The 15,544-nt window shown below is 71.0% G+C and carries 14 protein-coding genes; 10 read left to right on the top strand and 4 right to left on the bottom strand.

The window, feature by feature from the left end; translation table 11 throughout:
* The 3 genes from IEY93_RS04455 to IEY93_RS04445 all read right to left on the bottom strand — a co-directional run.
* Positions 1–992 (bottom strand): HAMP domain-containing protein (locus IEY93_RS04455; RefSeq protein ID WP_189161666.1); only part of this gene is annotated, 992 nt, incomplete at its 3' end.
* Positions 989–2,188 carry a PP2C family protein-serine/threonine phosphatase gene (locus IEY93_RS04450; protein ID WP_229690849.1) on the bottom strand — a complete coding sequence of 400 codons (1,200 nt, stop codon included), beginning with the start codon at positions 2,186–2,188 and terminating at the stop codon, positions 989–991. The genes IEY93_RS04450 and IEY93_RS04455, both read right to left, overlap by 4 nt.
* Positions 2,189–2,344: 156 nt before the next feature.
* Positions 2,345–3,358, bottom strand: a complete 1,014-nt coding sequence (locus IEY93_RS04445; protein ID WP_189161665.1) for a LysR family transcriptional regulator — start codon at positions 3,356–3,358, stop codon at positions 2,345–2,347.
* Between the two features lie 286 nt (positions 3,359–3,644).
* On the opposite strand from IEY93_RS04445, the gene IEY93_RS04440 reads away from it, so the two are divergent.
* The 3 genes from IEY93_RS04440 to IEY93_RS04430 are packed head-to-tail and all read left to right on the top strand — an operon-like array spanning position 3,645 to position 7,134.
* Positions 3,645–4,418 (top strand): succinate dehydrogenase cytochrome b subunit, encoded by a 774-nt coding sequence (locus tag IEY93_RS04440; RefSeq protein WP_189161664.1) that lies wholly within the window; start codon positions 3,645–3,647, stop codon positions 4,416–4,418.
* The gene (locus IEY93_RS04435) at positions 4,415–6,337 is read left to right on the top strand and encodes a fumarate reductase/succinate dehydrogenase flavoprotein subunit (RefSeq protein WP_189161663.1); all 1,923 of its coding nucleotides are present in this window, start codon (positions 4,415–4,417) and stop codon (positions 6,335–6,337) included. The genes IEY93_RS04440 and IEY93_RS04435 overlap by 4 nt, the downstream gene beginning before the upstream one ends.
* 59 nt (positions 6,338–6,396) lie before the next feature.
* Positions 6,397–7,134 (top strand): succinate dehydrogenase/fumarate reductase iron-sulfur subunit, encoded by a 738-nt coding sequence (locus IEY93_RS04430; RefSeq protein ID WP_189161662.1) that lies wholly within the window; start codon positions 6,397–6,399, stop codon positions 7,132–7,134.
* 141 nt (positions 7,135–7,275) lie between these two features.
* Here IEY93_RS04430 and IEY93_RS04425 read toward each other — a convergent pair whose 3' ends face one another.
* Positions 7,276–8,754, bottom strand: coding sequence for an ATP-binding protein (locus IEY93_RS04425; RefSeq protein ID WP_189161661.1), 1,479 nt, complete (start codon positions 8,752–8,754; stop codon positions 7,276–7,278).
* A 388-nt stretch (positions 8,755–9,142) separates the two neighbouring features.
* Between IEY93_RS04425 and IEY93_RS04420 the strand changes: the two genes are divergently transcribed.
* The 7 genes from IEY93_RS04420 to IEY93_RS39275 all read left to right on the top strand — a co-directional run bounded on the left by IEY93_RS04420 (position 9,143) and on the right by IEY93_RS39275 (position 15,443).
* Positions 9,143–10,519 (top strand): MFS transporter, encoded by a 1,377-nt coding sequence (locus tag IEY93_RS04420; protein ID WP_189161660.1) that lies wholly within the window; start codon positions 9,143–9,145, stop codon positions 10,517–10,519.
* A gap of 136 nt (positions 10,520–10,655) precedes the next feature.
* On the top strand, positions 10,656–11,273 hold the full coding sequence (locus IEY93_RS04415; protein ID WP_189161659.1) for a TetR family transcriptional regulator: 618 nt from the start codon (positions 10,656–10,658) through the stop codon (positions 11,271–11,273).
* Complete coding sequence (locus IEY93_RS04410; protein WP_189161658.1) at positions 11,270–11,461, top strand: ferredoxin; 192 nt, start codon at positions 11,270–11,272, stop codon at positions 11,459–11,461. Before IEY93_RS04415 ends, IEY93_RS04410 begins: the two co-directional genes overlap by 4 nt.
* Before the next feature lie 9 nt (positions 11,462–11,470).
* The gene (locus tag IEY93_RS04405; RefSeq protein WP_189161657.1) at positions 11,471–12,742 is read left to right on the top strand and encodes a cytochrome P450; all 1,272 of its coding nucleotides are present in this window, start codon (positions 11,471–11,473) and stop codon (positions 12,740–12,742) included.
* A gap of 256 nt (positions 12,743–12,998) precedes the next feature.
* The gene (locus tag IEY93_RS39285; protein ID WP_268241528.1) at positions 12,999–13,127 is read left to right on the top strand and encodes a hypothetical protein; all 129 of its coding nucleotides are present in this window, start codon (positions 12,999–13,001) and stop codon (positions 13,125–13,127) included.
* 835 nt (positions 13,128–13,962) lie between these two features.
* Positions 13,963–14,091: a hypothetical protein gene (locus tag IEY93_RS39280; RefSeq protein WP_268241527.1), complete on the top strand. Its 129-nt coding sequence runs from the start codon at positions 13,963–13,965 to the stop codon at positions 14,089–14,091.
* A gap of 1,223 nt (positions 14,092–15,314) precedes the next feature.
* Positions 15,315–15,443: a hypothetical protein gene (locus IEY93_RS39275; protein ID WP_268241526.1), complete on the top strand. Its 129-nt coding sequence runs from the start codon at positions 15,315–15,317 to the stop codon at positions 15,441–15,443.
* The last annotated feature ends 101 nt before the right edge of the window (positions 15,444–15,544 follow it).

Here is a 15,544-nt window from a genome sequence, read left to right as displayed (position 1 = left end):
TGGTCACCGTAGCGCTGCTCCAGCATCTGGGTGAAGCTCGCCACCTTGCGCAGCGGCTCCTGCAGGTCGTGGCTGGCGACGTAGGCGAACTGCTCCAGCTCGGCGTTGGAACGGCGCAACTCGGCCGCCTGGTCCGACAACTGCCGCTGCGCCTCGGCGGAGCGGCGCCACTCGCGCAGCATCCGGCCGCGCATGGCGTCCACCCGGCCGGACAGCTCCGCCAGCTCGGCCGGCCGGTGCACCCGCAGAGTGTGCTCGAAGTCGCCCTGGGCCACGGCCCGCACCTGCTGGGTGAGCTGGGAGATCGGGCGCAGCACGACGTAGCGGACGATGAGCGTGAAGGTCACCGCCGCGCCGGCGAAGACGAGCAGGGTCAGCGCCAGCATCAGGTAGAACAGGCGCCAGCCCGCCTCGATGCGCTCGCTGCCGCGGTCGTGCAGGTACGCCAGGCGGTGCTGCTGGTCGGACAGGACGGCGCGCACGGCCGAGAAGCGCTGGGCGTTGACCGGGGCGTAGGTCGAGGCGGTGGCGGTCTTCAGCGACGGCACCTTGGCCACCACGACCTCGGCGTAGTCGCGCCGCCAGGCCGCCGACGCCGCGGTCAGCCGGTCGAAGCCGTCGCGCACCACCGGATCGCCCATACGGGTCACCAGAGCGGCGAGCCGGGCGGTCGCCGCGGCCTCGGCCTGCACCCCGGTCTGGAAGTCGCGGAGGTACTGCTCCTCGTTGGTACGCCCGTAGGTGCGGATCGAGCTCTCCTGGGCGGACAGCGCCGTGGAGATCTCCAAGGTGTGCAGGACGGCCGGGTCGATCACGTCGACGACCGAGACGCGCGCCACCCGCAGGCGTTCGACGGTCATGACGGTCACCACGGTGCCGAGGGTGAGCGCGAGGGCGACGAGCAGCCCGGCGATCGCGAACCACCGGCCGAGGGGCAGGCGGCCCACCCCGCTCGGCGGGGCGGGCGGGGGGAGGGGCGTGAGGTGGGTCATCGGGGCGGCCGGCGGCCCACCAGCACCGCCGCCAGGTCGTCGCTCAGGGCGTCCCGGTGCATCTCGCGGACCGAGGTGATGATGCGGTCGAGGTCGATCTCGCCCTGCTCGTTGATCAGGCGCATCAGCCCTTCGGTGCCCAGCAGGTCGGGGCCGCCGCCCACCGTGGCCTCGATCAGGCCGTCGGTGTAGAGCAGCATCGACCAGTCGTCGCCGAGGTCGAGGTCGATCGTCGACCACTCGATGTCGGTGAAGATGCCGAGCGGCGGCCCGGACGGGGTGTCCGGCACGACGTCCAGCACGCCGCCGTCCACGCCGCCGCGCACCCACAGCGGCGCCGGGTGCCCGACCACGTGCAGGCTGGCGTGCCGCAGGCCCGGCTCCACCGTCACCGTGCACATGGTGGTGAAGATCTCGGGAGACTTGCGCTCGTTGCGCAGCACGGCCTCCAGCGTGGTCAGCAGCTCGTTGCCGGTGTGCCCGGCCAGCACGAGCGTGCGCCAGGCGATGCGCAGCGCGACGCCGAGGGCGGCCTCGTCCGGGCCGTGGCCGCACACGTCGCCGATGACCACGTGGACGGCGCCGTCGGGGGTCTGGACGGTGTCCCAGAAGTCGCCGGCGAGCAGGGCCTGCCGGCGGCCGGGCAGGTAACGGGCCTGGTGGAGCAGCCCGTCGCGGGCCGGCTCCTTCTTCAGCATGGGAACGGGCAGCAGGCCGTGCTCGAGGCGGGCGTTCTCGTGGCTGAGGCGCTGGGCGTCGGCGAGCTTGCGCTGGGCGAGGTCGGCACGCTTGCGTTCGATGGCGTAGCTGATGGCCCGGCCCAGCAGGCGCTCGTCGACGTCCTGCTTGATCAGATAGTCCTGCGCGCCGGCGGCGACGGCCTCGACGCCGACGTGCGCGTCGTTCAGGCCGGTCAGCACGAGCACGGCGGTGTCGGGCGCCATGGCGATCACCTGGCGCAGGGCCTCCAGCCCGGTGGCGTCCGGCAGCGACAGGTCGACCACCACGCACTGCACCTCGTCGGTCAGCCGGTCACGGCTCTCGGCCAGACTGCGCGCCCAAATGATCTTCGGGGGCGTCGCAGACCCGGCCAGCAGCTCCTCGACCAGGAACGCGTCACCCGCGTCGTCCTCGATCAGGAGGATCGTCTGCATATCTTGCGGCGCCGCCGGCGTGCCGGGCGAGAGCGCGGTCACTGATTCCTCTTGTGACGTGATGGTTGACCTAGCCTGTTGCCCTGCACCATATAGCGAAAGTCGCTCCAACGCATGGAAGTACAAAACCCTCACTCAGGGGCCCGAACGAAGGGGAAACGCCGTGGACCCACCGGCGGGGTGGTGGTCCCCACATCGTCACTCGGCCGGTGGCTCTGCGAGTACGACACCCTGCGGCAGCGATCCCTCCTCCGAGGCTTGCGAAAGATAGGAGAGCAGCGTAGCGCGGAAGGCCTGCGCGGCCCTGGTCGGCTGGACGTCCTTGCGGTGCGCGAGGGCGATCGTCCGGCGAAGCCCGGGCGGGGCGAGCGGGGTGCCGGCCAGGCCAGGCCGCCCGTCGAGCACCATGGACGGCACCACGGCCACCCCGAGCCCGGCCTCCACGAAGCGGAGTACGGCGTCCATCTCGCCGCCCTCGACGGCGAACCGCGGCTCGAACCCCGCCTGGCGGCAGGCGCTCAGCGTCGCCTCGCGCAGGTCGTACCCCCGGCGGAACATCACCAGCGGGCACCCGCGCAGCTCTTCGATCCGGACGTAGGCTCTGCGGCCCTGCCTGCCGGGCGTCCGGGTCCAGGGGGCCGTGCCGTCCGAGGCGGGCTCGGGGCCGTGCGCCGTGCGGTGCCGCTGGAGGCCGGAGGGGGAGGCGACGACGAGGTTCTCCTTGAGGATCTCCTCGGTCACCAGCGAGGGGTCGCTGCTCTGCAGCGGCAGGATGATCAGGGCGAGGTCGAGCTGCCCGCGGGCCAGGTCGCGCACCAGGTCGCGGGAGCCGCCCTCCTCGACCAGCAGGTCGATGCCCGGATAGGCGTCGTGGAAGCGCGCCAGGGCGTCCGCGAGCAGCCCGGCGCACAGGGACGGCGTCGCGCCGAGCCGCACCCGGCCCCGGCGCAGACCGGCCAGTTCGGCCACCTCGCGGCGGGCGGTGTCGGCGTCGGCGAGCATGCGGCGGGCGAGCGGGAGCAGCGCCTCGCCGGCGGGCGTGAGCGTCACGTTGCCCCGGGCCCGGCTGAACAGCGCGGCGCCGAGCTCGGCCTCCAGGGCCTTGATCTGCTTGCTGAGGGACGGCTGGGCGAGGCGCATCCGCTCCGCCGCCTGGGTGAAGTGCGATGTCTCTGCCACAGCGACGAACGACGCGAGTTGCTGTAGCTGCACGTTCCACAGCGTACGGGCACGCGGCCGGCCGACCCGGGGCGGGCCGACCGGCCGTCTCTGTGACATCGCCCGCCCGCCGCCCTCGCGGCATGATCCGGAGCCGGCCGTTCCGGCTGGAGCGGTCCTTCGCCCCTTCCCCCTCGCCCGAGGCTGTGATATTGGTCGCACCCGCTCCGGGCGCCGCGGCGTGCCTCGCCGTGGGGCCACGGGCGATAGCGGGTGGCTATGGAAACCAGGCACCAGCTGACTTGGACCCACGAACCGCCCATGTCTAGCGTCAGGAAACGTGACTTCGACGCTAGACCGGGGTGCCGCCACCACAGTGGTGACGCCCCGTCCCACGCCCCCCAAGGCACCCGGACGCCCGCACGGCCGTCAGGGGATCGCCGGCCTCTTCCGCTCGTCCAACGGCAGGAAGGCGGTCATGGCGGTCACCGGCGCCATGCTCGTCCTCTTCCTCATCGGTCACATGATCGGTAACGCGAAGCTGTTCCTCGGCAAGGAGAGCTTCAACGCGTACGCCGAGTGGCTGCGCACCGTCGGGGAGCCCGCGCTGCCGGCCCGCACCTTGCTGACCCTGACCGAGATCGTGCTGGCCGCGGCGGTGATCCTGCACATGTGGGCGGCGGTCACCCTGGCCCGCCGCGCGGCCAAGGCGCGCCCGGTCAAGTACGCCACCAAGAAGAAGTCGCAGGCCAACGGCTATGTCGTGCACACCATGCGCTACGGCGGCGTCATCGTCGTGCTGTTCGTGGTCTGGCACCTGCTCGACCTGACCTTCGGCGTGGTCAACCCCGAGGGCTTCGCCGCCACCCCGTACGACCGGGTGGTCGCCGGCTTCCAGCCGTCCCGCTGGTGGGTGACCGCCTTCTACGTCGCCGCCCTGGTCATGGTCGGGCTGCACCTGCGCCACGGGCTGTGGAGCGCGTTCCAGACGCTGGGCCTGGTCGGAGGGCGCAACCGCCGCCTGTTGAACGCCGGGGCCGCCGTCTTCTCCGCCCTGCTCATCCTGGGCTTTCTCGCCGTCCCCATCGCCGTGACGATCGGAGCCGTGAAGTGAAGTACACGATCGGCGAGCCGATCCGCGACACCAAGGCCCCCGAGGGGCCGATCGAGGATCGCTGGGACAAGCGCCGTTTCTCCGCCAAGCTGGTCAACCCGGCCAACAAGCGCAAGCTCACCGTCATCGTCGTCGGCACCGGCCTGGCCGGCGGCTCGGCGGCCGCCACGCTGGGCGAGCTCGGCTACCAGGTCAAGTCGTTCTGCTACCAGGACTCGCCCCGGCGCGCCCACTCCATCGCCGCCCAGGGCGGCATCAACGCCGCCAAGAACTACCGTGGCGACGGCGACTCGATCTACCGGCTGTTCTACGACACCGTCAAGGGCGGCGACTTCCGCGCCCGCGAGTCCAACGTCTACCGGCTCGCCCAGGTCAGCGTGAACATCATCGACCAGGCGGTCGCGCAGGGCGTGCCGTTCGCCCGCGAGTACGGCGGCCTGCTCGACACCCGCTCGTTCGGCGGCGCCCAGGTGTCGCGCACCTTCTACGCCCGCGGCCAGACGGGCCAGCAGCTCCTGCTCGGCGCCTACCAGGCGCTGGAGCGGCAGATCGCGGCCGGCACCGTCGAGATGCACACCCGCCACGAGATGCTCGACGTGGTCGTCAGCGGTGGCCGCGCCCGCGGCGTCATCGTCCGTGACCTGGTCAGCGGTGAGATCGAGACCCACCTGGCCGACGCCGTCGTGCTGGCCACCGGCGGGTACGGCAACGTGTTCTTCCTGTCCACCAACGCCAAGGGGTGCAACACCACGGCGATCTGGCGGGCGCACCGGCGCGGCGCCTACTTCGGCAACCCGTGCTACACCCAGATCCACCCGACCTGCATCCCGGTCAGCGGCGACTACCAGTCCAAGCTGACCCTGATGTCGGAGTCGCTGCGCAACGACGGCCGGGTGTGGGTGCCGCTGCGCAAGGGCGACGACCGGGCTCCCGGGGACATCCCCGAGGACGAGCGCGACTACTACCTGGAGCGCATCTACCCGGCGTTCGGCAACCTGGTGCCGCGCGACATCGCCTCCCGCGCCGCCAAGAACGTCTGTGACGAGGGCCGCGGAGTCGGGCCCGGCGGTCTCGGCGTCTACCTCGACTTCGCCGACGCGATCGCCCGGCTCGGCCGCGAGGCCGTGGAGAAGAAGTACGGCAACCTGTTCGAGATGTACGAGCGCATCACCGGCGAGGACCCCTACACCCGGCCGATGCGCATCTACCCCGCCGTCCACTACACGATGGGCGGGCTGTGGGTGGACTACGACCTGCAGTCCACCGTGCCGGGCCTGTTCGTGATCGGCGAGGCGAACTTCTCCGACCACGGCGCCAACCGTCTCGGTGCCTCGGCGCTGATGCAGGGCCTCGCGGACGGGTACTTCGTCCTGCCGACCACCGTGGGCGACTACCTGGCGGGCGGCCCGTTCGGCGAGGTGGACCAGGCCGACGTGGACGAGGCGATCGGCCAGGTCAACGGCAAGATCGGCCGCCTGCTCTCGGTGAACGGCACCCGGACGGCCGACTCCTACCACCGCGAGCTCGGCAAGCTCATGTGGGACTACTGCGGCATGGAGCGCACCGAGGAGAGCCTGCGTAAGGCCCTGGAGCGCATCCCCGAGCTGCGCGAGGAGTTCTGGAACAACGTCAAGGTGCCCGGGGATGGCGAGGGACTCAACCAGGCGCTGGAGCGGGCCGGCCGGGTCGCCGACTTCTTCGACCTGGCCGAGCTGATGTGCCTGGACGCGCTGCACCGCACCGAGTCCTGCGGCGGCCACTTCCGCGCCGAGTCGCAGACCGAGGACGGCGAGGCCCTGCGCGACGACGAGAACTTCGCCTACGTCGCCGCCTGGGAGTACGGCCCCGAGGGTCCGGTGCTGCACAAGGAGCGGCTGGAGTACGAGTACGTCAAGATGAGCCAGCGGAGCTACAAGTGAGCGCCATCACGCGCCCTGAGCCCCCACTGGTCGCGACCGAGGAACGGTAAGCGGAACTCATGAACCTCACCCTGAAGGTCTGGCGGCAGAACGGCCCCGCCGACAGCGGACGGATGGTGACTTATCAGGTCACGGACGTCTCGCCGGACATGTCGTTCCTGGAGATGCTCGACGTCCTCAACGAGCGGCTGATCCTCGAGGGCGACGACCCGGTCGCCTTCGACCACGACTGCCGCGAGGGCATCTGCGGCATGTGCGGCATGGTGATCAACGGCGTCGCCCACGGCGAGCAGAAGGCGACCACCACCTGCCAGCTCCACATGCGCCACTTCGAGGACGGCGCCACCGTCACCATCGAGCCCTGGCGCGCCGCGCCGTTCCCGGTGGTCAAGGACCTCGTCGTCGATCGCGGCGCGTTCGACCGGATCATCCAGGCCGGCGGCTTCATCTCCGTCCCGGCCGGCTCGGCGCCTGACGCGCACAGCGTCCCGGTGAAGAAGGACGACGCCGACGCCGCGTTCGACGCCGCCACCTGCATCGGCTGCGGCGCCTGCGTGGCCGCCTGCCCCAACGGCTCCGCCTCGCTCTTCACCGCCGCCAAGATCACTCACCTGGGCCTGCTCCCGCAGGGCGGGCCCGAACGCGACTCCCGCGTGGTGTCCATGGTCGAGCAGATGGACGCCGAGGGGTTCGGCGGCTGCACCAACACCGGCGAGTGCACCGCCGTCTGCCCCAAGGGCATCTCCCTCGACGTGATCGCCCAGATGAACCGCGACTACCTCAAGGCCGCCAAGTAACCCCCTGACCGCCGCCCTGCAGAGCCGTGCCACCCCCGCCCCCGCGCGAGTGGCACGGCTCTTCCCGTGGTCGTCCACGCGGTGACGTGCGTCCTTCCTGGCGGCCACCGGTGGCGGGCGTCGGTATCCCGCCGTCCGGTTCTAAAAGGCGCCTGCACCGTAGAGGTCGGCGAGCGTGACGAGATGGACGTCCCTGCGGCCGGACGCCTCGCGTCGCAGATCGGCGTCGAATCCCGTGCGGGCGAATATCGCCAGTGCGGCGTCGCCGGCCCGTACGCCACGGCCGGTGAGCAACGCGCGCACGTGCTCCAGGCGGCGCAGGTCCGCGACCGTCCTCGGTTGGCTCGTGTACTTCGCCTCGCCGAGCAGGATCACGCGGGCGTTCTTCGCGAACAGTGGCTCACCGGCGGCCAGGGCGACCACATCCAGTTCATGCTGCGCCCTGCCCGCCGGATCGCTCACCACGGTGCGGCCGACGGCGCCCACCGGCTCCCCGAGACACTCCCGGGCGGCGAACCGGGACGTCCATTCCCGGGCCAGGTCCTCGAAATGCGGGCCCAGCGCCTGCGTGAGAAAGGTGTCCGACGAGCCCGCCCAGACCTCGACCCCGCGCCGCTCTTCGAGGTCGGCCAGACGCCGCCACATGATGGTGTTGTAGAAGCGGACGATCGGATCCATGAGCACGAGTTGGGCGCCACGCTGCTTCAGGACGTCCTGCACGGGCCGGACGAAGCCCGCGGCCCGTAGCACCGACAGCGGGTGGGACAGGGCACGGTCGGGCCGGCCGATCTGGCGGCCGATCTGGCTTGGTGTGCCCGCTCCTGAGGCGATCGCCGCGAGGATCGAGTGGTACAGGGCACGATCGGTGATGCGCGGGTCCTCCCGCAGCAGGTAATCGTTCTCCTCGAAGAGCGCATGAGACGGGTTGAGCACCGTTCTGGCCAGCCACGGCCCGAGGTCCGCGACGCGTCCGGGCACCGGAGGGTCGATCAGCGCCCGGTACCCCGGCGTCCCGCCGAAGATGGCATGCAGGTGAAACGCGATCTCCGGATCCGCCGCCTGCCAGAACGCCGCGGCCTCGCGGAAGTTGAACGCCTGCAGGCACATGTCCAGCACGGCGCGCCCGCGAAGCGGATGGGAGCCCGACAACAGTTCGGACATCACCGAGATCGCCGAACCGCTCAGCAGAAGACGTGCCGAGGAACCGTCCGCGCGGAAGTCCCACTCGTCGTAGACGGATTGGACCAGGGACGACAGCTCTGGGGCGTTCTTGAGCAGGAAAGGGTATTCGTCGATGACGACGAGACGGTGACGGCGCAGCGCGTCGTCCAGAGCCGTCTCCCACCCGCCGGGGGTGAATGTGCCAGGTGAACGCCCTTCGACGCGTGCGACGGCGTCGGCGAATCTCCGCAGTGCCGGCTGCGCCTCCTGCTCGACGGCCATCGTGTAGAGGCCAGAGGCCGCGCGGGCCAGCCGTCTGAGCAGGAAGCTCTTGCCCTGCCGTCGGCGCCCGTACACCACGCCGATGCGCAGGCCGGGCGCGGGGGACTCGACGAAATCACTCAGATCTCGCCATTCCACATCTCGCGCGAACACTTCCGCAGGCTTCTCGGCCATCACGCAGTTAGTCTAAGTCGAGTTAGTCTAGTTCGGAAGCGATTACGTCCAGCCCTGCAGAGGCAGGTTTGATCCGTGCTCTGCCCAGCAGGTGGTTGGGAGTGGGTGATGGGCGGCACGTCGTTGCGGTCGGAGAGGGCGGCCGGTGACGGACAAGAGAGCAGGAGCCGGGCCTCTGCCCGCCGAGCCGGGCCGGCCTGTCGGTCGTTGTTCAAGGTGTTCCACGGCGGAAAAGTGGTCGCGGTGCGGCTTTACCTGGCTGTTAGCATGGCAGCGCTCCACCGCGCCCGGCCGCCCCGATCCACCGGCCGATGACGCAGCCCGTGACCGCCGTGCGCTCTGGTCGTCCGGGTCCGTGCCAGCCGCCGACGCTGTGAGATCTGGGGGTCCGTTGTCCATAGCAGTCGGCCGGCGACGAGCCTCCGTCGCCCTGGCGAACGTCGCCTTCGTCATGGTCGGAGTGAGCGCCGGCGTCGGCGGCGTGCTGCTGCCCGCGCAGATCACCGACTACCACGTGGACAACGCCACGATCGGCATCACCTTCTTCACCTTCTCCGCCGGGTTCATGCTCGCGGGCATCACCTCCGGCGCGCTGATCGACCGCTTCGGCATTCGCACCTCCCTCGCCGTCGGGTGCGGCACGTACGTGCTGGCCGCGCTCTACACGGGGACGCGCCCGCCGTTCATCGCGCTCCTGGTGGCGCAGCTGGTGGCCGGGTACGGCACCGGCGTCGTGGAGTCGGGGCTCAACGCCTTCCTCTCCCGGCTGCCCTCGGCCACGACTCTGATCAACCATCTGCACGCGTTCTTCGGCGTCGGCGCGCTGATCGGGCCGCTGATGGCCGCCTGGATCCTGACCATGGCGCCATGGACGGTCGTGTGGCTGGTGCTCGCCATGCTCTACCTGCCGCTGCTCGCCGGATTCCTGGCGCTGTATCCCCGCGACGGCGCAGCGGCGGCGCATGACGAGGCGGTCCCCGGCCCAGACGCCGGCTCCGCGAGCTCCGCGAGCTCCGCGAGCTCCGCGAGCTCCGCGAGCTCCGCGAGCTCGGAGATCGCGGTGGATTCCCTGGGTTCGACCGGCGACGGCCGGTACGCGACGCGTCAGGACGCGCCGCCGGTCGGCGAGCGCCGCGAGGTCGTGCGGCCGAACCGGCGTGGTCTGCTGACCGCGGCGCTGCGGACGCCCGCGGTGCTGCTGGCCTCCGCGTTGCTCTCGGTCTACGTCGGCCTGGAGGCCAGCGTGGGCAACTGGGGATTCTCGTTTCTGGTCGCCGAGCACGCGCAGACGGGCCTGATGGCGGGATACACCATCAGCGGCTACTGGCTAGGGCTCACCCTGGGCCGGTTCCTGATCAGCCCGGCCGCGGCCAGGCTCGGCATGACCGAGGCCGGCATGGTCTTCGCCTGCCTGGTCGGGGTCACGGCCGGCGCCGCGGTCACCTGGCTGGCGCCGGTGCCCGCCGTCGCCAGCGTCGGCCTCGCCCTGCTCGGCTTCTCCCTCGGCCCGATCTTCCCGACCGCCATGGCGGTGGTGCCGCACTTCACCGAGGCCCGGCTGGTCGCCACGGCCATGGGAGTCCTGAACGGTGTGTCGGTCATCGGGGGCGCGGTGCTCCCGTGGCTGGCGGGGGTCATCGCGCAGGGCGTCGGGCTGTGGACGCTGATGCCGTACGCCGTGCTCCTCGGCCTGGTACAGCTCGCGATCTGGCGCACGGTCGCCGTACGGATGACCGGCGGACGCGACCGGGAAGCGGCCCGCTCGTAGCGGCCGGCGGATCGTACCGGGCGGCGCGTTCCCGGCCGCGCCGCGGCCGGCCTCCGACGCCTTCCCGTCCCCGGCGCTGCGCCGGCGATGCTCGCCTCGCGTTGACATATCAAATGAACGCTCATTTAATTCGGCTGTGGGGCGCATCGCGGGTGTCACCGCCGCCGAGACGCGGGAGCGGCTGCTGCTGGCCGCCGCCGAGGCGTTCTCCCAGCGCGGGTACGACGGAACGCGGGTGTCCGACATCGCCGCCGCCGCGGGGGTGAGCAACGGCGCGCTGTACGCGCACTTCGGCTCGAAGGCGGAGCTGATCGTGGCGGCGCTGCGCGCGCACGGGCCGAGGCTGCTGGCCGACCTGCTGGCCGCCGATCCGGACAGGTCGATCACCGAGCTGCTGCTCGCCGTCGGCCGCAGACTCCCGCTCCGGCGCGACGCCAAGGGCCACCTCATCGGCGAGGCGCTGGTCGCCGCCCGCCGTGACGAGGAGGTCGCCCGTCCGATGCGCGACTACATCGGGGAACGCGCCGACTGGCTCGCCGGTCTGGTGCGCGCCGCACAGGACGACGGCGAGCTCGACCCCGCGCTGTCGCCGCGCGCGCTGGCGCACTTCTGCCTGCTGCTCGCGATGGGCAGCGCGCTGGTCACCCCCGACGTGCACGCGGTCGACGGCGAGGAGTGGGACGCGTTGCTCGTCCGGTTCGTCGCCGCCCTCGTGCCCGCCGGCACCACATCTTGCGAAGGAGTGCCGAGGTGAAAGTCAAGATCGACCCTGAGCGCTGCCAGGGACACGGCCGCTGCTACGACCTCGCCCCCGCCCTGTTCGGCGAGGACGACGAGGGGTACGGGCGGGTCCTCGGCGACGGCACGGTGTCTCCGGAGGAGCAGCGGGCGGCCCGGCTCGCGGTGTCCAACTGCCCCGAACGGGCGATCGAGATCCTCTAGGAGGGGTAGATGACCGTCGACGACCGCTTCAGCCAGGATTTCCGGGAGGAACGCGGGGACCGTCCCCTCGGCATCCGCAACGAGATCGTCACCGGCCCGGTCGCCGACTGGGCCACCGACTTCTCGCATCTGGAACCCGAGTGGGCCGCCGACCCCTACCCGATCCAGGACGATCTGCGACAGCGCTGCCCGATCGCGCACACCGACCGGTTCGGCGGAGGGTGGCTGCCCACGCGGTACGAGGACGTCGCCGGCATCGCCTACGACACCGACCGCTTCTCCTCCCGGTCGGTCATCATGAGCAACTTCCGGCCGCCGCGCGACCTGGCGCCGATCGGCGCGGCGCCGCCGATCTCCTCCGACCCGCCCTTCCACCGCGACGCGCGCAAACTGCTGCTGCCGGCGTTCACCAAGACAGCGGTCGGCAGGCGGGAGCAGGCGACCCGCGAGTTCTGCCACTCGCTCATCGACGAGCTGGAAGGCCGGCCGGTCGTGGACGCCGCCCGCGACTACGCCCAGCACATCCCGGTCCGCGTCATCGCCGACATGCTCGGCTTCCCGCCCGAGGACGGGCCGCAGTTCCGCGAGTTCGTGGAGAACACCCTCGAAGGCGTGAACCTGCCTCCGGAGGAGCGCATCCCCCGCCTGGACCAGCTGTTCGACTACCTGTACGTCCAGATCCGCGACCACGTGGACAACCCGCGCGACGACCTGACGACCTACCTCATCAACGCCGAGCTGTACGGCCACAGGCTGGAGGCGTCCCACGTCGCCGGGACGATGTCCCTGCTGCTCATCGCGGGCATCGACACCACCTGGAGCGCGATCGGCGCCTCGCTGTGGCACCTGGCCAAGACGCCCGCCGACCGCGAGCGACTGGTCGCCGAGCCCGCGTTGCTGCCGACCGCGGTGGAGGAGCTGCTCAGGGTCTACGCGCCGGTCACCATGGCCCGGCTGGTGAAGGACGACATGAACTGGCGCGGCGTGGACATGAAGGCCGACGACTGGGTCCTGCTGTCGTTCCCGGCGGCCAACCGCGACCCGGCGCAGTTCGACCGGGCAGGGAAGGTCGTCATCGACCGCGAGGAGAACCGGCACGCCGCGTTCGGTCTCGGCATCCACCGCTGCGTGGGCTCGCACCTGGCGCGCATGGAGCTGCGGGTCGCGCTCGAAGTCTGGCTGGAGCGCCTCCCGGTCTTCGGCCTCGACGACCCGTCGGCCGTCACCTGGGCCGCCGGCCAGGTCCGCGGCCCGCGCACCCTCCCCCTGCGCATCGGCTGACCACCTCCCCACTCTCACCTGCGCTTTTCCGCCCGCGCGGGTGCCGTCCGGCGTGTCATCGCCGCTCGCCACATGTCGCCGCGAGAAGCGGTCGGGGGCGTCCCGCAGGTGAGGGAGCGCCCCCGCGCGTGATGGCAGGAAAGTGTCATGGGCGTGCAGCTTGCTGCCGCCGAATCGTCTGTTCCGAGGGCTCCGGATGCCGGAGAGTTGTTCGTGCAAGGACAAAACACGAAGCCCTCGAGAAAAGGACGAAGAAATGACCGCCATCGCTTTCCCCGCCGCCCGTTCCGCTCGCTCCGCCGGCACCACCTGGGACTCCTTCTCGCGCACCGCGGGCACCACCTGGGACGGTTACTCCCGCGCCGCCGGCACCACCTGGGACTGAGTGAGAAAACAGCACGGAACGCCGACCGGAAAATTGAACCACCTGCGAGCCGAGAAATCGCCGCAATAGAACTTCCAACCGGCATCAAGGCGCGGAGCGCGGATGCCGAAGAAAGAACGACCCCAGCCGATCGGGGACGCGGACCGTCCGATGGATCCGCCTGACGAGATCGGTGGACCACCGCATCGGCGAACGCGAAGACGCCCTTTTCCCGCGGCGCGCCGAAATCACAGCGCCCCCGCCGCTCCGATCCGCGGCCACTGCCGCGGCCCGCGGCCGGGCGCACCGCCCGCCGCCCGGCGCCTCCACGACCGCGGCCGGACCGCCGTCTCACCGAGTGGCTCCCGTCGCCCGCCTCCCTGAGCGTGCCGTACCCCTCTTCGACCTTCTCACGTGCCATGTTCCGTGCCGCGTCCGCGTTCACGACGGCCGTCCCGCGCGGCCGGCCGGCTCTGTCCCGGCGCAGGTACCGCCGGGTCGATGCGGACACCGTCGTCCTCGGGGGGCGTCCTGCCCTCCGATTCACGCCCACCGAGCGCGCGGGGGCCCGTTCGGACGGGAGTTTCGGCGAACACCTGCCGGGTAGCCGCAGATGCCGCCGACGGTCATGCGGAAGAGCTCGGGCGGCTCTTGCGTACGGCCGGTCGGGGAGCGCCGTGACCTGCGAGGACGCCGTGTGCGGGCGCCGGGAGGAGATATGGCGGAGACAGATGGCAGGAAGGTGCCACGGGCGTGCAGCTTGCTGCCGCCGAATCGTCTGTTCCGAGAGCTCGGAATGCCGGAGAGTTGTTCGTGCAAGGACAAAACGAAAAGCCTCCGATAAAAGGACGAGAAAATGACCGCCATCGCCTTCCCCGCCGCCCGTTCCGCTCGCTCCGCCGGCACCACCTGGGACTCGTACTCGCGCACCGCGGGCACCACCTGGGACGGCTACTCCCGCACCGCCGGCACCACCTGGGACTGAGAATGTCACGCCGGGTGGACAACGGCCGGCGACACGACGAAGAGCAGACGATCCAGCGCACGCTTCAGTAAAGACCGGCGGAACGAACGCCGGGGAAACGCAGCGAAAGCAGCTCTCCGCCGGACGAGAATCGCGGCCGGCGACGATGGTGGGAAGCGCAGGCGAAGTTCGGGCCGCCACCCGCCACCAGAAGAACCGGAATTCTCGGAACAGCGAGAACGGAATCACGGCCGGCCGATCGCGATCGGCGCCGAAATGAACCGGGCGAACCCCGCTCCGCCCGCGGCCACCGGGCCACCGTCACATCGTTCCCTGCCGAAGCCCCCCATGCTCGACGGTGACGCATGGCCGGCTCGGGGCAGGCGACCACGGCCTCACCTCTTCTCGTGCCCGGCGCGGTGACCACAGGTTCGCCGCGTCCCCGCCGTAAAGCGGCGCCGTCGTTCGCCGTACACCGTCCCGCCGACGCGGCGCCGAGTGATGGGCCCCTGGGACGGAGAGGAAGAAGGCGCCCGGCGGGGATGGGCGGTCGGCGGTAGTGGGGGCGCGGCCGGGCCGGCTGCCGAGATGCCGCCCGGCTTGGCGCTCCGCTTGAGTGCCGAGTTCGCTACGACGCGCCAGGAGGCACCCAGCGGCGCCGAGTTCGCTACGACGCATCAGGAGCGTCCCGCCGTCCTCCCCTCGGTCGCCGGAGCGGTACGCGGGCGCGAGGGGCGTGCTTCGCGGCCTGGCACCGGCATTCAGGCTGGCCCAGAGGACGAGCAGGCGGGTGTGGCGCAGGGGCGCCGTCAGAACTCCCGGTGTACCGCCGGCGCCGGCCACGCCGCCGCGGCGAACGCATCGACGGCACTGGGCCGACTCGCTGCGCCGGAGCCTTGCCACCGGCGCGGGGAGCCCGCGCGTTCCGGTGCGGATGTCGACTGGGCGCCGACCCTCAGGCCGGGCGCCAGGAAGCCCCGCGCGTTCAGGTGCGAGGGTGTCACGGCCGGATGGTGCCATGGGAGCGCCGGGCGCGGTGTGGGCGGGCGGTCCGGCTGCACGCCGCTGACCTGCGGTGACAGTGGGCTCGCCGCTTGTGTGGGCCCCGTCGCGTACCGGGTGGCAGGAAGGTGTCAGGGGCGTGCAGCTTGCTGCCGCCGAATCGTCTGTTCCGAGGGCTCGGAATGCCGGAGAGTTGTTCGTGCAAGGACAAAACGAAAAGCCTCCGAGAAAAGGACGAAGAAATGACCGCCATCACCTTCGCCGCCGCCCGTTCCGCTCGCTCCGCCGGCACCACCTGGGACTCGTACTCGCGCACCGCGGGCACCACCTGGGACGGCTACTCCCGCACCGCCGGCACCACCTGGGACTGACCAGAAAAGCAGGTCGAAGGTTATCCCGCAGAAATCGATGGACCAGTCTCCCAAGTGCTACTGAGAAAGTGATTCACGCCGGTCACCGAAAGAACCCGGCC

It is taken from the genome of Sphaerisporangium melleum, from assembly GCF_014646695.1.
Lineage (GTDB): Bacteria > Actinomycetota > Actinomycetes > Streptosporangiales > Streptosporangiaceae > Sphaerisporangium > Sphaerisporangium melleum.
Note: the sequence above shows the minus strand (reverse complement) of the source record. Positions and strands in the feature narration are given on the sequence as shown.